Source organism: Paraburkholderia sp. EG287B (assembly GCF_040965595.1).
In the GTDB taxonomy this organism is placed as follows: Bacteria; Pseudomonadota; Gammaproteobacteria; order Burkholderiales; family Burkholderiaceae; genus Paraburkholderia.
Genome location: NZ_JBFRCG010000015.1, coordinates 158,633 through 182,635, shown reverse-complemented (window position 1 = coordinate 182,635; position 24,003 = coordinate 158,633). Strand labels below are relative to the sequence as shown.

Below are 24,003 nucleotides of genomic sequence, written 5' to 3'. Positions count from 1 at the left end.
GGCGCGCGAACGTGTGTGGGCCGCGGCCCCGCAGAGCGGGACGGGCGCGCCGTAAAGGGCATTCATTGTCGGCGCTTCGCCCGCACCTGTCGAGCGAGGCGGGGAGCGCGCAGGGTCAGGCCCGCGCGCGCCGCTTGCGCGGCCCCGTGGACATGCGCGTGACGAGCTCCGGCGGCGGCCCGAGCACCATGGGCGGCTGCCGGTCCGGTTCGTCGATCAGCCGGATCAGGCTGCGGATCGACAGCTCGGCCACGGCCTCGGTCTGGATCGCGACCGTGGTGAGGGCGGGGCGCATCTGATGGGCGAGCTGAATGTCGGTGATGCCGATCACCGACACGTCGTCGGGCACGGCGCGGCCCATGCTGACCAGCGCCTGAATCGCGCCGATCGCGAGCAGGTCGTTGGTCGCGAAGATCGCGCTCACGCGCGGGTGTTGCGCGAGCAATTGCTGGCAGGCCGCGTAGCCGGAGTCGATCGAGTCGCGCACCTGCATCTGCGCCACGTCCGTGGGATCTACGCCGCCTTCGCGCAAGGCCATTCGGAATCCTTCCGAACGCGCATCCTGCAGGCCGCCGCAGCCGTCGCCGATCAGCATGGCGATATTTCGGTGTCCCAATTCAAGCAGATGGTGCGCCGCGAGCGCGCCCGCGCGCGCGAAGTCCACGGCCACGCACGGCAGCACGGGCGGATTCTCGGGGTGCTCCCACATCGCCAGCAGAATGGGGCCGTTGTGCATGGCCGAGATGCACAGTTCGTTCATGGCGATGTCGGTGTTCATCACGAGCACGCCGTCCGCGAAGGTGCCCGCGATCTGGTTCAGGTAGGCGCGGCCGATTTGCGCGTCGTCGTCGGTGTTGCAGACCATCAGGAAGTGGCCCGCCTTGCGCGCGGCGCGCTCGGCCGCGAGCACGAACTCGGGATAGAACGGGTTGGAGATGTTCGAGAGCATGAGCGCGAGCGTGGACGAGCGCCCCTGCGCCAGCGCGCGCGCATTGAGGTTGGGCCGGTAGCCCAGCTCGGCGATGGCCTGCAGCACACGCTCGGCCGTCTCGGGACGAACCTTCTCGCGATTGCGCAGCACGTTCGAAACGGTAGCCGCCGTGACGCGTGCGCGCCGCGCGACTTCTGACAAGGTGACCATGTCGGACCTTTCCCACATTCAGGGAAGATGATTCAGATGTTGCAATGCTGCGGCCGGGTTTGCTACTTTTCTCCCACAACATCAACGGAGACAACGAATGCGCGATTATGCCGGATTCGAATTTAAGCGGTTAAATTCCCGCTGCGCAAGGGCTACGGGACGTTTTCTGCGTAAAAATTTAAGCGCTTAAATTTCGAGGCGAGAACATGGCGACGATACAGCTCTCGGGCGTCGGCAAGCGCTACGGCGATCATCCGCCGGTGGTGCGGCGGGTCGATCTCGACATCGGGCTTCACGAGTTTTGCGTGTTCCTCGGGCCTTCCGGCTGCGGCAAGTCCACGCTGCTGCGCATGATCGCGGGTCTCGAGGAATTGAGCGAAGGCGAACTGCGCATCGGGTCGCGCGTGGTGACGGACGTGCCCGCCGCCGAACGCGGCGTGGCGATGGTGTTCCAGAGCTACGCGCTCTTTCCGCACATGACGGTGTTCGACAACATCGCGTTCGGCCTGAAGATCGCCAAGGTGCCGAAAGCCGAGATCGAGCGGCGCGTGCGCGATGCCGCGCGCAGCCTGCAACTGGAGGCGCTGCTCGACCGTCACCCCAAGGCGTTGTCGGGCGGGCAACGGCAGCGCGTCGCCATCGGCCGCGCCATCGTGCGCGAACCGGGCGTGTTCCTGTTCGACGAGCCGCTTTCCAATCTCGACGCCGCGCTGCGCAGCCATACGCGCATCGAGATCGCGCGCCTGCACCAGCGCTTCACGGATGCGAGCGTCGTGTATGTCACGCACGACCAGGTCGAGGCGATGACGCTCGCCGACCGCATCGTGCTGCTGCACGCGGGCGCCGACATGGAGCGCCACGGCAGCGTGGCGCAAAGCGGCGCGCCGCTCGATCTCTATCACCATCCGAAGTCGCGCTTCGTGGCCGGGTTCATCGGCTCGCCGCGCATGAACTTCATCGACGCGACTGTCGACTCCGTCGATGAAGAGGGCGTGCGCGTCACGCTCGAAGGCGGGCAGACGCTGCTCGCCTGCGTGGACGGCCGCGCCTTGCAACGTGGCCAACCGGTCACGCTGGGCGTGCGGCCCGAACATCTGCGGCTGACTGGCGACGATCAATCGATTGCGTGCGCAACGGTGCTGGCCGAGCGCCTGGGCGAACATAGTTATCTGCATGCGGATCATGCGGCGGGTACGCTCGTGGCGAAGGCGCCGGGAGATTCGCTCATTGGCGTGGGCGAACGCATCCGCGTGCATGTGCCGCCGCAGGCGTGCCATCTGTTCGACGCGGAAGGCGCGGCGTTGCGCCGGCTCGCGGCAGCGCACGCGCCGGCACTGGCCTGATTTCGTTATACCCCGCCGGTAGAGCGGGTCACCAGGTCTGGCGGCGCGAGTGCCGTCAGTCGACAAAGGCAGTCCAACAGCATGTTGGATGGATCGACACAGGAGACAACAGATGTTTTCCAACCGCTTGAAAACGTTCGGTTCGCTGGCCCGCGCCTCGGCCGCCGTTGCGATCGTGGCGGCGACGGCACTCACGAGCATGGCCGCCGACGCCGGGACGCTGACCGTCAACGTCTCGGCGCGCGCCAACCAGCGCTCGACATGGCAAGACGCCTTCGACCAGTTCAAGAAAGCCAATCCCGACGTCGACCTCAAGGTCTCCTATATCACCGAGGAGGCCTACAAGGTGCAGATGGGCGGCTGGCTCGCGACCGATCCGCCCGATGTGGTGTCGTGGCACGATGGCGAGCGCATGGCCTATTACGCCGAGCGCGGCCTGCTGGAAGACCTCTCCCCGGACTGGGCCAAAAACGGCTGGAACGAGCAGTACGCGTCGGTGAAGAGTGCGTCCACCTGGAACGGCAAGCAGTACGCCGCGCCGCTGGGCTATGACGCCTATGGCTTCTTCTATCGCAAGGACCTGTTCGCCAAGGCCGGCATCAAGTCCGAGCCGAAGACCTTCGACGAGTTGCTCGAAAGCTGCAAGAAGCTCAACGCCATCGGCGTGCAGCCCATTGCCGTGGCCGCGCGCGACAGCTGGACGCTCGCTGCCTGGTTCGACTATCTGGACCTGCGCATCAACGGCAACGAGTTCCACCAGAAGCTGATGGCCGGTCAGATTCCCTATACCGATCCGCGCGTGAAGAAGGTCTACACGACGTGGAAGACGCTGATGGACAACCATTGCTTCATGGAAAACGCGCTGTCCTACGACGTGGATTCGATCGCGCCGGTGCTCGTGAACGGCAAGGCGGCGATGATGCTGATGGGCACGTTCTTCTCGGCCAGCTTCCCGGCGAACATGAAGCAGGACGTGGGCTTCTTCCGCTTCCCGATCATCGACGCCAACGTGCCGACGGCCGAAGACGGTCCCGTGAACGTGCTGCTCATTCCGGCGAAGGCGAAGAACAAGGCCGACGCGCGCCGGTTGCTTGCCTTCATGGAAACGCCCGCGATCAACGCCGAACTCGCGCATGGCTGGGGCCAGCTGCCTTCGAACAACAAGGCCGCCGAGCCTGACGATCCCATCTCCAAGGTGGGCTTCCAGACGCTCGCGAGCACGAGCGGCGGTATTGCGCAGTTCTACGACCGCGACATGCAGAAGGAAATGGCCGACGAAGGCATGAAGGCCATGCAGCAGTTCTACAGCGACCCGTCTCAGCTCGATACGCTGCTCGCGCGCCTCGAAACGACGCGCCAGCGCATCTACCACAAGTAAAGCCGCGGTGCGGCCGGCGCATTGCGCCGCCGGCCGCACCTTCTTCGATCACCGGCGAGACTTCACCATGTCCGATACCTTGGCGCGCCCCATCGGGGCGGCGCGGCCACGTCGCGTCTCTACTGTGCGGCGGCAGCAGAATCGTGCCGCGCTGTTTTTCCTGCTGCCGGGCTGCGCGCTCTTCACGCTGTGCGTGGTCTACCCGATCATCAGCAGCATCACGCTCAGCTTCTATAACTGGGACGGCATGACCGCGAAGACATTCGTCGGCCTCGCCAATTACGTCGAACTGTTCCAGACCGACACGTTCTATACCGCGCTCAAGAACAATCTGCTGTGGCTCGTGTTCTTCCTGCTCGCGCCGCCGCTCGGTCTCGTGTTCGCGCTTTATCTGAACCAGCACGTGCGCGGCATTCGCGCGGTGAAGTCGCTGTTCTTCGCGCCGTTCGTGATCTCAGGCGTAGTGGTCGGTCTCGTGTTTTCGTGGTTCTACGATCCGACCTTCGGTCTACTGAAGATGATCGTCGGGCACGGCATCCCCGTGCTGGGCGACCCGAAGCTCGTGACGTTCGGCATCATCTTCGCCGCGCTCTGGCCGCAAACGCCGTTCTGCATGATCCTGTATCTCACGGGCCTCACGGGCATCAACCCCGAGATCGTGGAAGCCGCGCGCATGGAAGGCGCGAAGGGCTGGCGGCTCTTCTGGCACGTGGTGCTCCCGCAGCTGCGCCCGGCCACGTTCATGGCTATCGTGCTCACGGTGATCGGCGCGCTGCGCAGCTTCGACCTGATCGCCGTGATGAGCGGCGGCGGCCCGTTCGATAGCTCCACCGTGCTCGCGTACTTCATGTACGACCAGGCGATCAAGTATTACCGCGAAGGCTATTCGGCGGCGATTGCCGTCGTGCTGTTCGCCATCATGCTCGTTTATATCGTGTTCCATTTGCGCCGCATGCTGCGCGAAGAACGCTGAATTTCCCGTCGGAGTCGCTGCCCATGTATCCGCTTCCCGTCGATCGCTGGAAACCCGCGAATCGCGCGCTCTACAAGATCTCGTTGCCCATTGCGCTCGTCATCTGGCTGCTGCCCATGCTCGCCGTGCTCGTCACGTCGATACGCTCTACCGAGGAATTGCAGCAGGGCGACTACTGGGGCTGGCCGAAGCACTTCGCGCTGCTGGAAAACTACGGCGCGGCGCTCACGCAAACGCCCATGCTCCATTACTTCGCGAACAGCGTGCTGATCACGGTGCCTTCGGTGATCGGCGCTATCGCGCTGGCTTCGATGGCGGGCTTCGCGCTCTCCACGTATCGGTTTCGCGGCAACACGGCGGTGCTGTTCGCCTTCGTCGCCGGGAACTTCGTGCCGATCCAGATTCTCATGATCCCGGTGCGCGACATGGCGCTGCGCGTGGGACTCTACAACACCGTGTGGGCGCTCATCATCTTTCACGTGTCGTTCCAGACCGGATTCTGCACGCTGTTCCTGCGCAATTTCATCAAGCAGCTGCCGTTCGAGTTGATCGAGGCCGCGCGCGTGGAAGGCGCGAGCGAATGGGCCATTTACTGGCGCATCGTCATGCCGCTCGTGCGGCCGGCGCTCGCCGCGCTCGGCATTCTCGTCTTCACGTTCGTATGGAACGACTACTTCTGGGCGCTGTGTCTCACCCAGGGCGACGACGCCGCGCCGATCACGGTGGGCGTGGCCGCGCTCAAGGGGCAGTGGACCACGGCGTGGAATCTCGTGGCGGCGGGTTCGGTGCTAGCGGCGCTGCCTTCGGTGCTGATGTTCTTCGCCATGCAGAAACACTTTGTCGCGGGGCTTACCTTCGGCGCGAGCAAGGGCTGATCGAGCCCGGCCGCAGCCGAAGGCCCTTTTTCATCTCATTCGTATTACTGACGTTATTCCGAGGCGGATTGTCACTCATGCAAATCGGTGTCTGCTACTACCCCGAACAATGGCCGCAAACGATGTGGGCCGACGACGCGCGCCGCATGGCCGAACTCGGCATTACCCACGTGCGTATTGGCGAATTCGCCTGGAGCCGCATGGAGCCGCGCGCCGGCGTGTATGAATGGGCATGGCTCGACGACGCGATCGAAACGCTCGCGGCTCGCGGCCTGAAGATGGTGCTCGGCACGCCCACGGCCTCGCCGCCGAAGTGGCTCGTCGACGCGACGCCCGACATGCTCCCCGTGCGCGCCGACGGCACGCCCTGGAACTACGGCTCGCGCCGCCACTACGACATTGCGAGCGAGGCTTATCGCGCCCATTGCGTGCGCATTACGGAGGCGATGGCGCAGCGCTATGGCGCGCATCCGGCCGTGGTCGCATGGCAGACCGACAACGAACTGGGCTGCCACGACACCGTGCCGAGCTGGTCGAGTGCTGCGCAGCGCCGCTTCCAGACGTGGCTCGCGAAGCGCTACTCCACGATCGAGGCGCTCAACGAGGCATGGGGCAACGTGTTCTGGAGCATGGAGTACCCGTCGTTCGAAGCAGTGGGGCTGCCCGTGCGCACGCCGACCGACGCCAATCCGGCACATCATCTGGACTTTCGCCGCTACATGTCGGATGAAGTCGCGAGCTTTCACCGCGAGCAGGCGGACGTGCTGCGCCGCCACGCGCCGAACGCCGACGTGCTGCACAACTTCATGGGCTTCTTCACGACCTTCGACCACTACCGGTTCGCAGCGGACGAGGCCATCGACGTGGCGACGTGGGACAGCTATCCGATCGCACGCACCGAAGTGATCGGCTTGCCGGAAGCGCAAAAGGCGCGCTACGCACGCACCGCGCACCCGGACGTCTCGTCGTTCGATCACGACCGTTACCGCACGATCGGTGGCGGACGTTTCTGGGTGATGGAGCAGCAGGCGGGGCCGGTGAACTGGGCGCCATGGAACCCGGTGCCCGCGCCGGGCATGGTGCGGCTGTGGGCCTACGAAGCGTTCGCGCACGGCGCGGAACTCGTGTCGTACTTCCGCTGGCGGCAGTGCCCGTATGCGCAGGAGCAGATGCATTCGGGCCTCAATCTGCCGAATAACGAGCTGTCTCCCGGTGGCCGCGAGGTCGAGCAGGCCGCGCGCGAGATCGCGGCGAGCGACGTGTTGCGCACGCTCGCGCCGGCGGGACGCGCGCAGGTGGCGCTGGTGTTCGACTACGAAACGCAGTGGATGTTCGAGATCCAGCGCCACGGCGCGAGCTTCGACTATCAGACGCTCGCGTTCGACTACTACAGCGCGCTGCGCGAACTGGGCCTCGATGTCGAGATCGTTTCGCGCCATGCGGATCTTTCGGCTTACCGGCTCGTGGTGGTGCCGTCGCTGGCCGTGATCGACGACGCCTTCGTCGACCAGATCGAGCGCAGCGACGGGCTCTGGGTGTTCGGGCCGCGCAGCGGCTCGAAGACCGCGCACTTCGCCATTCCCGGCGACCTGCCGCCCGGCGCGTTGCAACGCGTGCTGCCGTTGCAGGTGCTCGAGGCGGAATCGCTGCGGCCCACGCTCGCGCCTGCGGTCACGCTAGCCGGCGAGCAGGGCGAAGCATTGCATTGGCGCGATCACGTGCGCGCCAACGGCGCCACGCGTATTCAGGCGCAATTCGAAGACGGCTGGCCAGCGTTGCTCTCGCATGGCCGCGTGCGTTACGCCGCAGCGTGGTTTGCGCGCGAACTGCACCTCGCCATGCTCGAAGAAGCCGCGCGCGGCGCGGGCCTCGCAACGCAGCGCTTGCCCGAAGGCTTGCGCGTGAGCCGACGCGGCGGATTGTGCTTCGCCTTCAACTTTGGCGAGCAACGTGTTCAGGCGCCGGCCCCCGACGGGGCGCAGTTCGTGCTGGGCGCGCGCGAGCTTGCGCGAGGTGACGTGTGCGCGTGGCGCGAAACTCGCTGAGTCGCAGCTAGCCCGAGCGCGTGTTCCGCGTCGCGTCGCGTCGCGTCACTTCACGCGCGCGCCGCGGAACACTTGCGCGCATCAGAACAGATGCCGGATGCCGATGCTCGCGCCGACGGTCGAGCCGGAGACTTCAAAGAGCGCGTTGTTGATCGACAAGCCCGTGTCCATGCGTCCGTGATTGTTCACATAGCCGACCTGGCCATAGAGCGTCGTGCGCTTGGAGAGGAAGAACTGCACGCCGCTCGACGCCAGCAGCGAGTGGTTGGTGCCGTCGTTGCCGTCGCGGGTGTACCAGACGCCCGCGTCGACGTCGAGGTAGGGCGTGATCATATAGCTGAGTCCGCCGGAGTAGACGCTGTTGTCGAACGACTGCGCAACCTTGTAAAGCGCATACGAAGCGTAGACCGTGAGCGAGTTCGGGAAGCGATAGCTCGCGCCGATCGTGCGGCCCACGAACTCGATGGTGCTCGGCACCGGCGTGGTGGCCGCGCTGCCTCCGGCGTTGCCGCTATACAGCGCGCCCGTGATCGTGAAGCCTGCGATGTGGTAGCGCAGGCTCGCCGAATACTGGCGTCCCGCCTGGAAGTTGCCCGCTGCGCCGCCCATGGCGAACATGCCCATCGCCTGAATGCCGGCGATTTCCGGAGACGTATACGTAATCGCGTTGCTGTTGAAGAGGCCGGTCACGTAGACGTTGTTCACGTAGCTCACGAGACCGCTGCCGAAATACGACATGCCGCGCGGGTCCGTCTGGTAGAGCGACAGGAAGAACGGTGAGTACTGCAGACCAGCCTTGACCGTACCGTAGGGGCTTTCCATGCCGATCCACGCCTGACGCCCGAAGAAGTTGCCGTTGGAATTGCCGAACTGGCCGTTCGCGACGCTAATGCCGCTTTCGAGCGCGAATACCGCCCGCATCCCGCCGCCCAGGTCCTCGGCGCCGCGCATGCCGAAGTTCGAGCCGGACATGCCGCTGTCCGTGAAGGAGAACTGATGACCGGCGTTCTGGCCCGTCTGCGTGTTCAGCGTATGGCTCGTGTAAAGAATCGAGCCGTCGACGATGCCATACAGGGTGACGCTGCTCTGTGCGCTTGCGACACCTACTGTGCCCATCAAACCGGCCGCCGCAAGGCAGCGGACCAGCCATTTCATGCCGAGGTTGTCGCGTTGTAACATTTCGTCATCCTTAGTGTTATTTATGGATTGAAATTGATATGACAGGGTGCTGCGCACGCTTCAGGCCATGCTCCAGGCAAAACCGCGGATAAAGCTTCAGGCGAAAGGGGACCGCGGTTCCTCGCGGAACCACACGAATCGGAATGCTGGGAGTGCTGCTCGGAGTACTACGCGCAGGACTGTGCGCGGTCCTGCGGTCTGGCGCGGCGGCCGGGGTCCTCTCGCGTGCGCAGGAACAGCGTGGACGAGCGCGTGGTCATCGTGGGCTTGCGGCTAGGCATGAGCCGGATTGAATGCGCGTTCACCGATCGCTTCTCCCCTGACGAGAGGTGTGCAACGTTGACGGAATGCTACGTTCGATGGGGGCTATTTTTGTACGACCGTGCGGAATCTGTCACCCTGGGAGAAACGATCACATTTGCACATCAATTTGTTGCACCCGGTGCATGAATCGACACACGGGCGTCTGACTCACCCCGCCGGATTCTCCTCGTCCTGCGCCGGCGGCGTGCTCCCCGCGGGCGCGCCGAGAATGCTGACCTGGAATACCGGCGTGCCTGCGAGCGATTCGAGGCCCGGGTCTTCGGGGTAGGCGAGCAGCAACGGGAAAATGACCGAGCCGCCAATCACGGCGCGGCGGCTGTTGTCGGCGGGGCGCAGGCCCCACACGTCCTGATAGACGAGCGGCACCGTCTTGCCGTCGCGCTCCGTGTTACCCAGGTAGAGCATCACGTGACCGCCTATATAGATCAGCGTGCGCATCGGCGCCCCGTGCTGCACGAGCCAGTCAAGGCGCTGCGCGGGCGTGGACGCCGAAAGATCGGTCATCGCCCCGGCGTTCATCTGCGTGGACGAATGGCGCGGCAGCCACACGCCGAACGCCGCGAAAATGCTCTGCAGTTCAGCCGAGCAGTCGTTGTCGAAGTTCGTGTTGCCCCAGCCGTAGGGGCGCCCGATCAGCGCCTTCATCAACTGCGCGAGATGGCGCGGCGTGGCCGCGAGCGGCGCGGGCGCGATCGCGTTGCCATCGAGCGCCGCCGTGCGGATCGCCGCGCGGCCGTCTACGTCGCGGGCGGGCACGAGCACTTCGCCCGGCTTCGCGCCGGAAGCAGGCCGCAGCGGCAGCAGCGTGCCGGCGGGCGCATCGAAGCGGAACACGCCCGCGTCGTCGCGCAGCGCGGCGGACGCCGCGACCACGACGCCGAGCGACTGGTGCGCCGCCGCGCGCCACGTCGACACGAAGCTTTCATCGACGCTCGCCACGCCGTCGCTGCGCACCCAGCCCTGCACGTCCGGCGTCTGCACGTAGCGCCAGGCGCCGTCGGTGCTCGTGCCGAGCACGTAGAGCGGCGTGCCCGGCCGCACGGCGCTCACCTGCAGGTTGTCGAAGGGATAGCCTTCGCCTGCTATGCGATGTGAATAGAACGACGGGTCGATGGTGGGCAGTTCGCGCACGTACAGCGCCGTCGTGGCGATGGCGCGACGCGTGGCGTCGAAGCCGCTGGCCTGCTCGAACTGGTTGACGTTGGCGTTGCGCTCGATGGCGTCGATCCACGCCTTCGTGTGCGGCCGGAAATTCATGCCGTAGCCAATGCGGCGCGCCTCCTTGCCGGTGTTGTCGAAGTACGCGAGGCGGCGCGTCTGCAGCGCGGCGATGTCGCTGCCGCCGTCGCGATACACGCGCTGCTCGACAAACGCGCGATTCCACGGCGAGGGATCGTTCGGACCTGCACCGAAATAGCGCGCGACGAGCGCATCGAATTGCGCGCGCTGGACGTCGGGCGAAAGGAAGGGCTTGTCGTAAGCGGCGCTGGCCGGATCGATCCAGTGATCGACGTTCTGGTCGTAGTGCTCGATCGGGAAAAGTGTGACCGTATCGGGCGGGAGTGCCTGCGCGGCCTGACTCTGCGAGGCCGGGCCGGTTGCGCATCCCGGCAGCACGCACGCGGCGGCTAGCGCCAGGGCGAAGAAGCGGGCGCGCGGCGCCCGGGCAAAAGCGGAAAGGCGAAACGAAGAATCGAGGGCGGAGCGCATGGGCGAGCGGGCGGTTCGACAACCCGTGGATGATACAGGACGCGCCGCGCCCGCCGCCCTCGCCGATGCCCGAAAATCAAACGATCACTGCTCGATCTGCCGGTTCCAGCGCGAATCCCACTGCGCGCGGTGCTCGTTGATCACATCCCAGTCCACCACCGTCACCTTCTTCACGAGCTGGTCGAGATTGCCCAGGCTCTTTTGCATGTCGGCCGGCATGGTGGTGTTCTGGTTGGTCGGAATCTGCTTGCCGGCGGCGGCCGCCTTGTTTTGCGCAGGCGCTGAAAGCAGGAACTGCGCGAGCTTTTGCGCGAGTTGCGGGTCGGGATTGTTCTTCACCACGCACAGGTCCACGAGCAGCAGCACCGCGCCTTCCTTCGGGTTGGCGTAGGCCACGGGCAGGCCCTTGTCCTTCAGGTCGCCCACTGCGGTGGGCGTGAGCGGGAAGATGCCAGCCTCGCCGGTCTGGATCATCTCCGAGAGCTTGGCCGAGTTCGGAATATATTCGACGACGTTCGGGCCCACGGTGCTCGCCCACTTCGTGAAGACCGGTTCGACGTTGCTCTCGCTGCCGCCCATCAGGCGGTTGATGGCAAGAAAGCCGTGCAGCCCGAAGGTGCTGCTCGAAGCCGACTGGAACACCACCTTGCCCTTGTATTTCGGATTGGCGAAATCGAGCCACGAAGTGGGCGGCGCCCAGCCTTTGTCCGCGAACACCTTCGTGTTGTAGCCGATGCCGGTCATGCCGAGCTGCACGCCCGCGCCCACGTCGCCTTTCACGCGTGCGAACGGATACAGTTCCTTGAGCACCGGGGAATCGTCGAGCTTCTCGCACACGCCCATGCTCACGGCGCGCGCCATCACGCCGTCGTCGAGAAAGGCGACATGCATCTGCGGGCTGTTGCGGTTGGCGAGGAGCTTCGCGAGCACGTCGGAGGAGGTGCCCGGCACGACCACCACCTTCACGTTGTTGGCCTTCTCGAAGTCGGGCAGGACCTGGCTCGTGTAGGCCTTCTCCATCGGGCCGCCGTTCATGCCGATGTAGATCGTCTTCGTTTGCGACCAGGCGCCTTGCGAGATGCCCAAGGCAACGAGTGCGGCTAGCGAGGCCAGGGTGCGTGTGAGTTTCATCGAGGGGACTCCTTATTTGATTGGGAGAGCGGCATGAACGGAAGACTGCGCGAAGCGCCCGATTGCGAACGCTTCGATGGGTGTGCTCGTCGTGCCTTCCGTAACGAGTTCGGCAAGGACTTCGCCCACGCCCGGCGCCAGCAGGAAGCCGCCGCCGGAAAAGCCGAAAGCATGCAGGAGGCGCGGCGTGGTGTTGCTGAAACCGATAATCGGGTTGCTGTCCGGCGTTTCACCTTCCACGCCGCTCCACGTGCGGATCAGCAGCGCGTCGCGCAGGCCGGGCACCAGCGCGCAGGCGTCGTGCATGACGGCTCGCGTGGTGGCAGTGGATGGCTGCGCGTATTCGCCGTCGCCGTGGCCGCGTCCGCCGCCGATCACGCAGTTGCCGCGCTCCACCTGGCGCGCGTAGACGCCGCCGCCGTACACGCCCAGGTTGTGCTGGATAAAGCGCGGCAGCGGCTCGGTCACCCACATGTTCGGGTAGATCGGCTTCATCGGCACGGTTTCGCCGAACGCGCCCGCCACCGTATTGGCCCAGGCGCCCGACGAGTTGATCAGCCAGTCGGCGCTGACGCGCTCGTTGCCCGCGCGCATCTGGAAGCGCCGGCCGTCGAAGCTCAGGTCGCCGAGTGCGGTCTGCTCCTGCACGTGCGCGCTCGCGCGCCGCGCCGCCGCCGCGAAGCCGGGCGAGACGAGACGCGGATTCGCCTGGCCGTCGCTCGCGCAGAACGCCCCGCCAATGGCGGCCTTGCCGAGCCACGGGTAGCGGCGCCGAAACGCTTCGCCGCTCATGACCAGCGACTCGACGCCGAAATCGCGCGCCATGGCGGACCATGCGTGGAGCGCCTCGAGATCGCTGTCGCGGCGCGCGAGGCGCAAGTGCCCGGAGACGACGAATTCACCGTCGCTGCCGATCAGCTCGGGCAAGCGGCTCCACACGCGCCGGGCGCGCACCGCAAGCGGCAGTTGCTCGGCGCTGCGGCCGTGGGTGCGCACGCCACCGTAGTTCACGCCGCTCGCCTGCGCGCCGCAAAAGCGCCGCTCGAACAAGCCGACGCTCACGCCCTTGCGTGCGAGCGCGAGCGCCGCCGATGCGCCGACGAGCCCGCCGCCCGCAATCACAACCTGGAAGTGGCGCGTGTCACTCATCATGGGCTTCCTCTTCGATGACCTGCACGCCGTCGTCGAACAGCATTGGTGAAATGGGAATCGGCTTGATGGGCGCCTGGCTGCGCAAGCGGCCCACCTCGTGCAGCGGCTTGCCGGTCTCCGCGCTCAGCAGCGCCATGGCCGATTCGCCGCACATGCGCCCCTGGCAGCGCCCCATGCCGATGCGCGTGAGCGCCTTCAGGCGGTTGACCTCGGTGGCGAAACCGTTGCGGATGCAACTACGCAGCGTGCCCGCGTCGACTTCCTCGCAGCGACAGACGGTCAGATCGTCGGGCCAGCTGGCGGCGCAGTTGGCCGGCGGGGCGAACGCCTGCTCGATGCCCACGCGAAAGCGCGTAATGCGTTCGAGGCGCTTCTCGATCGTTGCCGCATCGGGCAAATCGGCATCGTGCGTTGGCGCTTCGATGTCGATGTCTTCGAGCACCGCGAGTGCGGCGCGGCGGCCCGCGAGTTCGGCAGCATCGGCGCCTGCGATACCCGCGCCGTCGCCGGCCAGATAGACGCCCGGCACGGAACTGCGGCCCGCCGCATCGCGCTCGGGCAGCCAGCAGCGGTTGAGGGCGTCGAAGGCGAAGCGGCAGCCCGCGAGATCGGCGAGCTGGGTTTCGGGCCGCAAGCCGTGGCCGAGGCCGACCGCGTCGCAGGCGATGGCGTGCTCCTTGCCGTCGGCCGCACGCCAGCGGACGTATTGCACGGCCGCACCGCCTTCGATGGCTTCGAGCGAGACGCCATGCTCCATGCGCACGCCATGCGCCCTGAGCCACGCAACGTAATAGACGCCCTTGGCGAAGGTTCCCGGCTGATTGAGCAGCTTCGGCGCGGCGGCGGCCTGGCGCGCGAACGGGCTCGTGTCGAGCACGGCGGCCACGTGCGCCCCGGCTTTCGCATACTGATAAGCGACGAGGTAGAGCAGCGGCCCGGTGCCGGCGAACACGGTGCGCTGACCGATTGCGCAGCCCTGCGCCTTCAGGGCGACCTGCGCGCCGCCGAGTGTATAGGCGCCTGGCAGCGTCCAGCCGGGCAGCGGCACGATGCGGTCGGTGGCGCCGCTCGCGATGATCAGATGCGACCACGGCACGCTCGCTTCGCGGCCCTCGCGCAAGGTGTCGAGCCGGCCCGGCTCGCACGACCAGGCCAGCGTGTCGGGCCGGTAGTCGATCTTCGGGAGCAGTTCGGCCATGGCGCGATGGACCGCATCGGCCTTCTTCGCCTCGAAGCCGTAGAGCGCGATTTTCGTGCGCGAGAAGCCCGCACCGTCGGCGGGCTGACGATAGATCTGGCCGCCCCAGCGCGCGTTTTCGTCGATCACGGTGGGGCGCAATCCCGCGGCCACGAGCGTTTGCGCGGCGCGAATGCCGGCCGGGCCCGCGCCGACGATGACGATGCGATCAGGCCTGGCCGCGCTCATCGCGCACCTCCGTCATAAGATTCGGTCTCCGAAGCGGTGCGCGTCAGCACACGCATGCCTTCGCGCAGCGGCGTGGAGCAGGCGCGCAGGCGCGTGCCGTCTTCGCTGCGCACCCAGCAGTCCTGGCAGGCGCCGATCAGGCAGAAGCCCGCGCGCGGTTCCGTGCTGAACTCGCTGCGGCGCACGTGCCGCTGATGCGTGAGGATCGCGGTGAGCAGCGTATCCCCCGCGAGCGCCTTGACTTCGACGCCGTCCAACACGAAGGAAACGCTCGCGCGCGCGGTTTCGGCAACGCGGACGAACTGGGCAAGAGAAAGCAGCGTGACGGTGCTCATGGAAGGTCGGTGGCGCGGCAGCTGGAATCGAAAGAGGCGGGCGGCGTTCAGTGCTGCCCGATCAGAATGCGGTTGAGCCCGTACACGCGGTCGAGCAGGAACATCGCGCCCGCGGTGATGAAAATGACGAGCGCGGAAACGGAAGCCATCATCGGGTCGATCGACTCGGTCGCGTACATGTACATGCGAACGGGCAGCGTGACGGTTTGCGGCGAGGTCACGAAGATCGACATCGTCAATTCATCGAAGCTGTTGATGAAGGCGAGCAGCCAGCCGCCCGTGATGCCGGGCACGATCATCGGCAGCGTGACGCGGCGGAAGGTGGTCCACGCGTTCGCGCCGAGCGACGCGGCCGCATGCTCGATGCTGCGGTCGAGGCCGCTCACGGAGGCGAGCACGAGCCGCATGACGAACGGCGTGATGATGATCATGTGCGCGAGGATCAGCCACGCGAACGAGCCGGTCGCGCCGATCAGCGCGAAAAAGCGCAGCAGCGCGATGCCCAGCACGAGCCCCGGAATCACGAGCGGCGAAAGCAGCAGCGCGTTGAGAAAGCCGCGGCCCGGAAAGCGCGCGCGGCCGATCGCGAGGCCCGCGGGCAACGCGATCACGAGCGAGAGCGTGGCCGAGGCGAACGCGAGCTTGAGGCTGTTGAAGAACGCGGTGATGAAGTCGGGGTAGTCGAGGATCGCGCGGAACCAGCGCAGCGAGAGGCCGTGCGTGGGGAGCGTCAAGGTTTCGTCGGGCGTGAAGGCCACGAGGATGACGATGACGAGCGGCGCCAGCACGAACAGGATGACGAAGCTATGGAACGTGAGGGCGAGCGGTCCGTTTTTGCGCATGATGTTGTGTCCTGGGGCCTTAGCCCATGCTGCGCGCGTAGCGCCGTTCGAGCACGCGGTAGTAGGTGAGCATCACCACGAGATTGGCGACGAGCAGCAGCACGGCGATGGTCGCGCCGAGCGGCCAGTTCATCGAGCTGAGGAACTGGTCGTACACGGCGGTGGCCGCCACCTTCAGGCGCCGGCCGCCCAGCAGGCCCGGAATCGCAAAGGCGCTCGCCGACAGGCCGAACACCATGAGACTGCCCGAGAGAATGCCGGGCATGAGCTGCGGCAGCACGATACGGCGCAGGGTGGTGACCGGCGAGGCCATCAGCGACAGCGCCGCGTTTTCGGTTTGCGGATCGAGCCTTTGCAGCGCGGTCCACACCGGAATCACCATGAACGGCAGCATCACATGCACGAGCGCGATGACGATGGCGAAGGTCGTGTATTCGAGCTTGAAGGGCCCCGCGCCGAACAGGCCGAAGAACTGGTTCACGAGGCCGTTCATGTTGAGCAGCATGCTCCAGCCGAACGCGCGCACCACCACGGAAACCAGCAGCGGCGCGAGGATCACGAGCAGGAAGAGCGAGCGCCACGGGTCGCGCATGCGCGAGAGGATGTACGCCTCGGGCGTGCCGATCACGACGCACAGCAGCGTGGTGAGTGCGGCAATGCCGAAGGTACGCAGGAAGATCGTGTGAAAGTACGACGAGCCGAGCACTTCTACGTAGTTGTGCAGATCGAACGCGGCGATGGGGCCGCTCATCGGATCGAAGCGGTAGAACGTGAGCACGAAGGTCATGGCGAGCGGCACGAGCACGAGCGCGGCGAACAGCAGCAGCGCGGGCGCGCTCATGAGCCAGAGCGGCACGTAAGCCTGCCAGCCGGCGCGCACCGTGGCGCGCGGGGCAGGCTGAGAAGTGCGCAGCGTACTAGACACGGGCGCCCTCCTGGTGGATGAAGCGGATCGCGTCGCTATGCCAGTCAATGCCCACCTGGTCGCCCTCAGCTAGCGGCTCCTTGCCCTCGTTCTGGCAGCACACGAGCATTTCGCCCGCGCGGCTGTCGAGTCGATAGAGCCACTGGCTGCCGAGGAAGAAGCGGCTCGTCACGCGTCCGGCGAGACGTCCCGAACCGGTTGCGCACAGCTTGAGCTTTTCGGGGCGGATGCACAGCGTGATCGCGTCGCCCACCCCCACCGCGCGGCCGCGTTCGGGGAGTTGCGCCGTCGAGCCCGTTTCCGCGAGGTCGTTGCCGAGATCCACGCGAATCGTGTCGCCCTCGCGCGCGACGATGCGGCCCGCGAGCATGTTGGCCTTGCCGATGAACTGCGAGACGAAGTCGTTCTCGGGCCGCTCATACGCGCGATAAGGCGTATCGACCTGAGTGATGCGGCCGCTTTCCATCACGACCACGCGGTCGCTGATCGAGAGCGCTTCCGACTGGTCGTGCGTGACCATCAGCGTGGTCGTGCCGATCTTGCGCTGAATGGCGCGCAGCTCGAACTGCATGTCTTCGCGCAGCTTGGCGTCGAGGTTGGACATCGGCTCGTCGAGCAGCAGAACGGGCGGCGCGATCACGATGGCGCGCGCGATCGCCACGCGCTGGCGCTGGCCGCCCGACAGCTCGCGCGGAAAGCGCTGCGCGTAGGCGTCGAGGCGCACGAGCGCGAGCGCCTCGCGAATGCGATCCCGACGCTCGGTCTTGTCCACGCCGCGCATTTCGAGGCCGAAGCTCACGTTCTGCTCCACGCTCATGTGCGGAAAGAGCGCATAGCTCTGGAACACGATGCCGAGGCCGCGCCTGTTCGGCGGCATGTGCGTGATGTCGCGCCCGTCGAGCGTGATGCGCCCGCGCGTGGTTTCCACGAAGCCGGCGATCATCTGCAGCGTCGTGGTTTTTCCGCAGCCCGAGGGGCCGAGCAGTGAGACGAACTCGCCTTTCTCCACCGACAAATTGACGCCGGCGACCGCCTGCAGGTCGCCGAACGATTTCGATACATCGGTCAGGGTGAGGAACGACATGGTGTGGCCTTCCAGTGCTTGGGTTGCGCCGGCACCCGCTGAGCGGATCGCGATGCAGGGCGTTGAACCGACTGTAGCTAGCCAAATTTTTGGTCGTCAATTTAAAATTCCATCAAGCGATAGGAATCTGACTTATATTCCGTTTGATGGAATGCGCGTGCGAGTTGGTCTGTTGATCGTTTCACCCGATGAACTTCGGGAAATCCCTGAACGATCTAGCCGCAAGCGCAGCGCCGTTTGGCGGTCCCACCTTTCGGGTAGTGCGCCAATTCGTACGCGCGTCGGCGGAGATTCCGCTGTATGGAATAAATCGAGGTCGATATGAGGTCAATGAACGAGAAAAGTGGAACGCCGGCCGACGACGCGCGCGGCGCGGGCGTGTTGCAGCGCGCCTTCGCGGTGATCCGCGCACTGGGGGCGAGCCAGGCGGAAGGCAGCCGCGTGACCGCGCTCGCGAAGGCCGTGGGCCTGACCCAGGCTACCGTGCATCGGCTGCTGCAGGGGCTGATCGCCGAAGGCGTGGTCGAGCAGGACGAAGGCACGAGGCGCTATCGGCTGAGCGTGGATTTTTTTGCGCTCGCAGCGCAGGCAGGCAATCCCAGCGGCATGCGCACGCTATGCCGGCCCGCGTTGCTGCGCCTGTGCGCAAGCCTTGGCGACACCATCTTCCTGCTCGTGAAGAGCAGCTTCGACGCGGTGTGCCTCGACATGTGCGAAGGTCCGTTTCCGATCCGCTCGTTCACGGGCGATATCGGCGGGCGCGTAGCGCTGGGCGTGGGCCAGGGCAGTCTTGCCATTCTCGCTTTCCAGCCCGAGGCCGAGCGCGAAGAAATCATTCGTTTCAACGTGCCGCGCTTGCGCAGCTACGGCGTGCTGGACGAGGTGTACTTGCGCACGGAGATCGAGCGCGTGCGCAAGCTCGGCTACGCGGGGCGCAACACCGGGGTGCTCGAGGGCATGGCGGGCGTGGCCGTGCCGATTCTCGACCAGACCGGCTGCGCCGTCGGCGCATTGAGCGTGGGCACGCTGGCTGCTCGTCTCACGGAAGACCGGTTGCCGACGATCGTCGAATTGCTCAAGCGGCAGGCCGAAATCATCGGGCCGCAAACGAACCCGTTCGATGTGGCGGTGCGCCGTCCCATGCATGGGCTCACGCGAGCGATGACGACGCAACCTTTGGCTTGAGCGACGACGGGCGAGGATCGATTCAGTCGAACGCATTCCTAACTAAATCTTCTGATCGCGAATCGTTCTCATTGGATGATTGGCGTGCAGACGTTCAGCAGGCGCGCGCATTGCTGCATTGCTGCATTGCGAAATCGAGCAGTATGGTCGGACGAAAATTGACCAGGGGATAACCTGTTCGCATGCGTCTTGGTTTTGGCGTAAACGGTCAGGTGGCTATTCGTAGACTGAAGGCGGTGTACGAAATGGCAGTTCGCCGCCATGGAGCTTTGCAATCCATCGCAGCGCGAGCCGGTGACTCCGGAAACGAAAACAGAAACGCCCGAAGCGCCGTCTTGCGTGTAGTCCTGCAAGACCCGGGAGGGGCAAAACCCCTCCGCGTGAACTGTCATATTGAGTACACGCCGCTGCCACGTCGACGAGAAGTCATTGAGGAGCGTAGGTGCTGGGGGAGGTGGAGCGCATGTGTGATCCCGCGGCGCTTGCAGTCAGAATATACCGGTGATCGATGACGACCATAAACGACCGGACGTTGCCCGTTCTCGAGGCACCGGCTGCAACTGCTACGCCGGTGCCGGTACGCGCGGCGCCTTCGATCTTTCATGAGCGCTGGTGGCTCGACATCGCCACGCAAGGCGACTGGAAGCTTGCGGTGGTGAAGCAGGACGACGAGGTCATCGGTGAGATGCCGTACGCGATGCAGCGCACGCGACTATGGCGTGTCTCGCACCTGCCGCCGCTCACGCGCACGCTCGGGCCGGTCATCAAGTCCGTGACGGGCAGCGAGGCCCGCCAACTGCATCATGAACTCGACGTCACCGGCAAGCTGATCGAGCAGTTGCCCGACTGTGACAGCTTTTTTCAGGTGCTCGACCCGCGCATCGACGACGCCCTGGCGTTCGCGCTGCACGGCTTTACCGTGACGGCGCGCTACACGTTCCGCATCGACCGGAACACGACGGCCGACGAAGCATGGAAGCGCCTGAACAGCAAGACGCGCAACGTGATCCGCAGCGCCTCCCGTGAATTGACCGTCGTGCCGGACATCGCGCCCGCCGAGTTCATCGCGTTCTACGAAGCGAATCTCGCGGCGCGTTCGCGTACCAACGCGTACGGGGATGCGGTCATGCGCGACCTCGTCAACGCGTTCGTCGAGCGCAAGGCGGGGATGCTGCTCGGCGCCTACGGGCAAGGCGGGAAGCTCGTGGCGGCGGTCGGCCTCGTCTGGGACCATCAGGCCATGTATTACCTGCTGTCGTCGCGCGCGCAGGACGCGCACAGCGGCTCGATCAGCCTGCTGCTGTGGACCGGCATTGGCCGCGCGCTGGAGCGCAAGCTCACTTTCGACTTCGACGGCTTTTCGAGCCCGTCGACATTCAGCTTCCTCAATGGATTCGGCGCGACGCTCACGCAGCGGCTGGGCGTCGAGCGCCACGGCACGGTTTATTTGCTGATGCGTACGCTTAAACGGAAAATTGCGCCCGGGCGCGTGTTCGCCCCCAATCTCTGAGCGGCGGGGCGTCGTGTAGCGAACGATATGGCGCGCTGCTACACGAGTTCGTGCCGCGCGGGATCGCTTGCGCGGCGGGTCGTGACCTCGGCAAGTTCCAGCGCGCTCGAGGCGAAGAGCAAGGGGGTCCAGCGCTGGATCGTGCTTTGCGCGCCGACGGCGAAGCGTTCGCGCAACTCAGGCTCGCCGCCCAGTTCGCCGATACGCTGCGCGAGCGTCGAGACGTCGCGCGGTTCGACCACGAAACCGTTCACGCCGTCGATCACCACTTCGCCAGCCACGCCGCAGGTGCGCGTGACGATGGCAGGGCACCCGGCCGCGAACGCTTCGTTCACGCACAGGCCCCATTGGTCGAATTCGCTCGCGAGTACGACGAATTCCGCGAGCGCATAGAGATTCGGCATTTCCTGGTTGGCGAGTGAGCTGAGTATCGTCACGTGCGGCGTGAGGCCGAGCGAATCGATGCGCGCGCGCAATTGCGCTTCGAGCGGACCCTGACCCACCAGCACGAGGCCGATATTTTCGTTGTACACCCCGGATTTGCGGTAGGCGTCGATCAGCACGTCGACGTTCTTGCGCGCGACGAAGCGGCTCACGCACAGCACATAGCGCTGCGGCAGGCCAAAGCGGGATCGCACGGCCTCCGGGTTGACGCTCGCGGCCTGCGCGAGATCCGAAAAATAGTCGACGTCGATCACGTCGAAACCGATGCGGGATCGTTCCTTCGGGATGCCAAGCGATTGCGCGTAGCGGCGATGCTTCTCGCCCGCGACGAGCGCGCCGTCGAAGCGGCTCACGATGAAACGCTTGAGGCGCTCCTTGGTGCGCTGGCGCAGTCCGTCGTCGGCCTTCGAGTCCGACATGTAGATGAGCTTGAAGCGCCGCGTGAGATGTCTGAGGAAACAGAGCACGGCCGAATAGCCGGTGTTGTAGCCGAGCGTGATGACCACGTCGGGCTCGAAGTTGCGCACCTTCGCAATCAGGCGTGCGGTGTCGAGCGCGCCGAGGCCGTCGCTGTCGGCGCCGTTCTCGACCAGCGTTTCCGCCATACGCGGGCGGTTCGCGAAGAATGCCGCGCGGCGTTCCTGCGGGAAGCCATAGACGCCCGAGCGCGCGAAGACCTCGAGCAGCGCCACCTGGTGGCCGCGACTGGAGGCTGCGCTGACGAGAGCCTCGTAGCGAGGGACGTGATAGTCGCCCAGGTTGCCGATGACGAACAGTATACGCATGGACAATGACGGCTCACGGTGGCGCTTGGTTGAGCAGGCAGCGCACCACGGGTGCCTGGCCTGCATGAAATCCCGGACAGTCGTCCTGACCTGCCGGGCAGCGTTGGCTGCGCCAAACCGCTCGCACAATCGCGGCGGGGACTCGCAGTCGCGCCGTTTGCTGCATCGTAACCCGATTGCGAGGCGTTTTTACGCAATGTCGGTGATCAGCGAAAACTTGTCCGATATGGCGGAGGCGATGCAAAGCAGATGAAACCTTGCCGGTCAATTCTCCCGAGGAATACGCAAGGCGCACACACGGAATGGCACACGACTTGCTGGCCTGGTTCGATTGACGCGATTTCCAAGTGCCAGAGGGCGGGTTATGCGTGGTTCGTAACTGATTGTCATCACAATGGACATCAATTGGCGCGGTGCGATGAAAACTGTCATATCAATGCGTCACACTGGAGGTTTGGCATGTTTCAATACATCGGAAGAAGGGAAAGCGCTTAAGGTCAGCATCAGATTTTCGGCTTAATATCTTAGGGTTCACCCGTGGCGCCAAGTCCTTCAATTCGACAACAAACATGCGAGCCGGAATGCTGATCGTATGATTTTCGTAATGCATTTCGAGGGAATTGCACGGCGCGGGACGCCGGCCGTGCAAGCCGATAGGCGCACGCGATCGCTAACCGGGTTTCACCATACTGCGCGGACAATCGAGGAATATGAAAACGCTGTTTCTGCAGGCCCCGTCGTATGACGGCTTCGACGGTGGCGCGGGCTCGCGCTACCAGGCAAAGCGCGAGATCCGCTCGTTCTGGTATCCCACCTGGCTCGCGCAGCCCGCGGCCCTCGTGCCCGACAGCCGCGTGCTCGACGCGCCGGCCGACAGCCTCTCCGTCGAAGAGACGCTGAAGATTGCAGCCGCGTACGACCTCGTCATCATCCACACGAGCACGCCGTCGTTCCCGACCGACGCGCTCTTCTGCGAAGACCTCAAGAAGCGCAAGCCGTCGATCGTCATCGGGCTGGTGGGCGCGAAGGTGCAGGTCGATCCGCACAATTCGCTCACGGCAAGCGAGGCGATCGATTTCGTCTGCCGCGAAGAATTCGACTTCACCTGCAAGGAAGTCGCCGAAGGCATGCCGCTCGCCGAGGTCAAGGGCATCTCCTGGCGCGCGAAGGACGGCTCGATCGAGCACAACCCGGGCCGTCCGGTGCTGGAAGACATGGACTCGCTGCCGTTCGTCGCGCCGATCTACAAGCGCGACCTGAAGATCGAGAATTACTTCATCGGCTACCTGAACTACCCGTACGTGTCGATCTACACGGGCCGGGGCTGCAAGTCGCGCTGCACGTTCTGCCTGTGGCCGCAGACCGTGAGCGGCCACGTCTACCGCACGCGTTCGGTCGAGAACGTGCTCGAGGAAGCGAAGTGGATTCGCGAGAACATGCCGGAAGTCAAGGAACTCATGTTCGACGACGACACCTTCACCGACAACCTGCCCCGTGCTGAAGAGATCGCCATTGGCCTCGGCAAGCTCGGCTGGACGTGGTCGTGCAACGCGAAGGCGAACGTGCCGTACAAGACGCTCAAGGTCATGAAGGAAAACGGCCTGCGCCTCCTGCTCGTGGGCTTCGAGTCGGGCGACGACCAGATTCTCGTGAACATCAAGAAGGGTGTGCGCACGGATTTCGCGCGCCGCTTCAGCGCCGACTGCAAGAAGCTCGGCATCAAGGTGCACGGCACCTTCATTCTGGGGCTGCCGGGCGAGACGCAGGACACGATCAGGAAGACGATCGAGTACGCGAAGGAAATCAATCCGCATACGATTCAGGTGTCGCTCGCCGCGCCGTATCCGGGCACGACGCTGTACAAGCAGGCCGTGGAAAACGGCTGGATGGAAGAGAACAAGACCATCAACCTGGTGAGCAAGGAAGGTGTGCAGCTGGCGGCGATCGGTTATGCGCATCTGTCGCGCGACGAGATCTATCACCACCTGGAACAGTTTTATCGCCAGTTCTATTTCCGTCCGTCGAAGATCTGGGAGATCGTGCGAGAGATGCTCACGAGCTGGGACATGATGAAGCGGCGTCTGCGCGAAGGCGTGGAGTTCTTCCGCTTCCTGCGCGCACACGAGGCATGATGGACCGCGCGCATGCGACGGGGCGAACGGGCGCCATCGTTGCGATGGCCGTGACGGTGCTTGCGGTCGCTTCTGCGGCAATCG

The 24,003-nt window shown here is 65.1% G+C and carries 19 protein-coding genes; 8 read left to right on the top strand and 11 right to left on the bottom strand.

Going from position 1 to position 24,003, the window contains the following annotated elements:
• Positions 1 to 115 precede the first annotated feature (115 nt).
• Positions 116 to 1,141 (bottom strand): LacI family DNA-binding transcriptional regulator, encoded by a 1,026-nt coding sequence (locus tag AB4Y40_RS27525; protein WP_368690514.1) that lies wholly within the window; start codon positions 1,139 to 1,141, stop codon positions 116 to 118.
• A 206-nt stretch (positions 1,142 to 1,347) separates the two neighbouring features.
• On the opposite strand from AB4Y40_RS27525, the gene AB4Y40_RS27520 reads away from it, so the two are divergent.
• The 5 genes from AB4Y40_RS27520 (at position 1,348) to AB4Y40_RS27500 (ending at position 7,755) form a co-directional block, all read left to right on the top strand.
• Entirely contained in the window at positions 1,348 to 2,484 is a 1,137-nt protein-coding gene (locus AB4Y40_RS27520; RefSeq protein WP_368690513.1) for an ABC transporter ATP-binding protein, read from the top strand.
• 112 nt (positions 2,485 to 2,596) lie between these two features.
• On the top strand, positions 2,597 to 3,862 hold the full coding sequence (locus AB4Y40_RS27515; protein ID WP_368690512.1) for an ABC transporter substrate-binding protein: 1,266 nt from the start codon (positions 2,597 to 2,599) through the stop codon (positions 3,860 to 3,862).
• 67 nt (positions 3,863 to 3,929) lie between these two features.
• A complete protein-coding gene (locus tag AB4Y40_RS27510) occupies positions 3,930 to 4,835 on the top strand; it encodes a carbohydrate ABC transporter permease (protein WP_368690511.1) in 906 nt (301 codons plus the stop codon).
• Positions 4,836 to 4,858: 23 nt separating this feature from the next.
• The gene (locus AB4Y40_RS27505; RefSeq protein ID WP_133187218.1) at positions 4,859 to 5,710 is read left to right on the top strand and encodes a carbohydrate ABC transporter permease; all 852 of its coding nucleotides are present in this window, start codon (positions 4,859 to 4,861) and stop codon (positions 5,708 to 5,710) included.
• Between the two features lie 77 nt (positions 5,711 to 5,787).
• Positions 5,788 to 7,755, top strand: a complete 1,968-nt coding sequence (locus AB4Y40_RS27500; protein WP_368690510.1) for a beta-galactosidase — start codon at positions 5,788 to 5,790, stop codon at positions 7,753 to 7,755.
• An 81-nt stretch (positions 7,756 to 7,836) separates the two neighbouring features.
• Here the strand turns inward: AB4Y40_RS27500 and AB4Y40_RS27495 are convergent, their stop codons facing one another.
• The 9 genes from AB4Y40_RS27495 to AB4Y40_RS27455 all read right to left on the bottom strand — a co-directional run bounded on the left by AB4Y40_RS27495 (position 7,837) and on the right by AB4Y40_RS27455 (position 17,863).
• Positions 7,837 to 8,910 carry a porin gene (locus tag AB4Y40_RS27495; protein WP_368690588.1) on the bottom strand — a complete coding sequence of 358 codons (1,074 nt, stop codon included), beginning with the start codon at positions 8,908 to 8,910 and terminating at the stop codon, positions 7,837 to 7,839.
• 495 nt (positions 8,911 to 9,405) lie between these two features.
• Positions 9,406 to 10,968 (bottom strand): SH3 domain-containing protein, encoded by a 1,563-nt coding sequence (locus AB4Y40_RS27490; protein WP_368690509.1) that lies wholly within the window; start codon positions 10,966 to 10,968, stop codon positions 9,406 to 9,408.
• 84 nt (positions 10,969 to 11,052) lie between these two features.
• Positions 11,053 to 12,099 carry an ABC transporter substrate-binding protein gene (locus tag AB4Y40_RS27485; RefSeq protein WP_368690508.1) on the bottom strand — a complete coding sequence of 349 codons (1,047 nt, stop codon included), beginning with the start codon at positions 12,097 to 12,099 and terminating at the stop codon, positions 11,053 to 11,055.
• Between the two features lie 12 nt (positions 12,100 to 12,111).
• A complete protein-coding gene (locus AB4Y40_RS27480) occupies positions 12,112 to 13,248 on the bottom strand; it encodes an NAD(P)/FAD-dependent oxidoreductase (protein WP_368690587.1) in 1,137 nt (378 codons plus the stop codon).
• Positions 13,241 to 14,677: an FAD-dependent oxidoreductase gene (locus AB4Y40_RS27475; protein ID WP_368690507.1), complete on the bottom strand. Its 1,437-nt coding sequence runs from the start codon at positions 14,675 to 14,677 to the stop codon at positions 13,241 to 13,243. The genes AB4Y40_RS27480 and AB4Y40_RS27475 overlap by 8 nt, the downstream gene beginning before the upstream one ends.
• On the bottom strand, positions 14,674 to 15,012 hold the full coding sequence (locus AB4Y40_RS27470) for a (2Fe-2S)-binding protein (RefSeq protein WP_368690506.1): 339 nt from the start codon (positions 15,010 to 15,012) through the stop codon (positions 14,674 to 14,676). Before AB4Y40_RS27470 ends, AB4Y40_RS27475 begins: the two co-directional genes overlap by 4 nt.
• A 47-nt stretch (positions 15,013 to 15,059) precedes the next feature.
• Positions 15,060 to 15,854, bottom strand: coding sequence for an ABC transporter permease (locus AB4Y40_RS27465; protein WP_368690505.1), 795 nt, complete (start codon positions 15,852 to 15,854; stop codon positions 15,060 to 15,062).
• Positions 15,855 to 15,873: 19 nt separating this feature from the next.
• Positions 15,874 to 16,779 (bottom strand): ABC transporter permease, encoded by a 906-nt coding sequence (locus AB4Y40_RS27460; RefSeq protein WP_368690504.1) that lies wholly within the window; start codon positions 16,777 to 16,779, stop codon positions 15,874 to 15,876.
• The gene (locus AB4Y40_RS27455) at positions 16,772 to 17,863 is read right to left on the bottom strand and encodes an ABC transporter ATP-binding protein (RefSeq protein ID WP_368690503.1); all 1,092 of its coding nucleotides are present in this window, start codon (positions 17,861 to 17,863) and stop codon (positions 16,772 to 16,774) included. Before AB4Y40_RS27455 ends, AB4Y40_RS27460 begins: the two co-directional genes overlap by 8 nt.
• 321 nt (positions 17,864 to 18,184) lie before the next feature.
• On the opposite strand from AB4Y40_RS27455, the gene AB4Y40_RS27450 reads away from it, so the two are divergent.
• A complete protein-coding gene (locus tag AB4Y40_RS27450) occupies positions 18,185 to 19,048 on the top strand; it encodes an IclR family transcriptional regulator (RefSeq protein WP_368690502.1) in 864 nt (287 codons plus the stop codon).
• Between the two features lie 508 nt (positions 19,049 to 19,556).
• Positions 19,557 to 20,558, top strand: coding sequence for a GNAT family N-acetyltransferase (locus tag AB4Y40_RS27445; RefSeq protein WP_368690501.1), 1,002 nt, complete (start codon positions 19,557 to 19,559; stop codon positions 20,556 to 20,558).
• 38 nt (positions 20,559 to 20,596) lie between these two features.
• On the opposite strand, the gene AB4Y40_RS27440 is transcribed toward AB4Y40_RS27445, so the two are convergent.
• Positions 20,597 to 21,787 carry a glycosyltransferase family 4 protein gene (locus tag AB4Y40_RS27440; protein ID WP_368690500.1) on the bottom strand — a complete coding sequence of 397 codons (1,191 nt, stop codon included), beginning with the start codon at positions 21,785 to 21,787 and terminating at the stop codon, positions 20,597 to 20,599.
• 710 nt (positions 21,788 to 22,497) lie between these two features.
• Between AB4Y40_RS27440 and hpnJ the strand changes: the two genes are divergently transcribed.
• Complete coding sequence (hpnJ, locus tag AB4Y40_RS27435; protein WP_368690499.1) at positions 22,498 to 23,919, top strand: hopanoid biosynthesis associated radical SAM protein HpnJ; 1,422 nt, start codon at positions 22,498 to 22,500, stop codon at positions 23,917 to 23,919.
• Positions 23,920 to 24,003: the final 84 nt, after the last annotated feature.

Bases quoted from the DNA above. Each gene is read 5' to 3' on its own strand.
- AB4Y40_RS27500 (WP_368690510.1), top strand. From the start codon at position 5,788: ATGCAAATCGGTGTCTGCTACTACCCCGAACAATGGCCGCAAACGATG.
- AB4Y40_RS27480 (WP_368690587.1), bottom strand. From the start codon at position 13,248: ATGAGTGACACGCGCCACTTCCAGGTTGTGATTGCGGGCGGCGGGCTC.
- AB4Y40_RS27450 (WP_368690502.1), top strand. From the start codon at position 18,185: ATGAGGTCAATGAACGAGAAAAGTGGAACGCCGGCCGACGACGCGCGC.
- AB4Y40_RS27485 (WP_368690508.1), bottom strand. From the start codon at position 12,099: ATGAAACTCACACGCACCCTGGCCTCGCTAGCCGCACTCGTTGCCTTG.
- AB4Y40_RS27520 (WP_368690513.1), top strand. From the start codon at position 1,348: ATGGCGACGATACAGCTCTCGGGCGTCGGCAAGCGCTACGGCGATCAT.
- AB4Y40_RS27505 (WP_133187218.1), top strand. From the start codon at position 4,859: ATGTATCCGCTTCCCGTCGATCGCTGGAAACCCGCGAATCGCGCGCTC.
- AB4Y40_RS27445 (WP_368690501.1), top strand. From the start codon at position 19,557: ATGACGACCATAAACGACCGGACGTTGCCCGTTCTCGAGGCACCGGCT.
- AB4Y40_RS27515 (WP_368690512.1), top strand. From the start codon at position 2,597: ATGTTTTCCAACCGCTTGAAAACGTTCGGTTCGCTGGCCCGCGCCTCG.
- AB4Y40_RS27470 (WP_368690506.1), bottom strand. From the start codon at position 15,012: ATGAGCACCGTCACGCTGCTTTCTCTTGCCCAGTTCGTCCGCGTTGCC.
- AB4Y40_RS27495 (WP_368690588.1), bottom strand. From the start codon at position 8,910: ATGAAATGGCTGGTCCGCTGCCTTGCGGCGGCCGGTTTGATGGGCACA.
- AB4Y40_RS27525 (WP_368690514.1), bottom strand. From the start codon at position 1,141: ATGGTCACCTTGTCAGAAGTCGCGCGGCGCGCACGCGTCACGGCGGCT.
- AB4Y40_RS27510 (WP_368690511.1), top strand. From the start codon at position 3,930: ATGTCCGATACCTTGGCGCGCCCCATCGGGGCGGCGCGGCCACGTCGC.
- AB4Y40_RS27455 (WP_368690503.1), bottom strand. From the start codon at position 17,863: ATGTCGTTCCTCACCCTGACCGATGTATCGAAATCGTTCGGCGACCTG.
- AB4Y40_RS27465 (WP_368690505.1), bottom strand. From the start codon at position 15,854: ATGCGCAAAAACGGACCGCTCGCCCTCACGTTCCATAGCTTCGTCATC.
- AB4Y40_RS27440 (WP_368690500.1), bottom strand. From the start codon at position 21,787: ATGCGTATACTGTTCGTCATCGGCAACCTGGGCGACTATCACGTCCCT.
- AB4Y40_RS27475 (WP_368690507.1), bottom strand. From the start codon at position 14,677: ATGAGCGCGGCCAGGCCTGATCGCATCGTCATCGTCGGCGCGGGCCCG.
- AB4Y40_RS27490 (WP_368690509.1), bottom strand. From the start codon at position 10,968: ATGCGCTCCGCCCTCGATTCTTCGTTTCGCCTTTCCGCTTTTGCCCGG.
- hpnJ (WP_368690499.1), top strand. From the start codon at position 22,498: ATGAAAACGCTGTTTCTGCAGGCCCCGTCGTATGACGGCTTCGACGGT.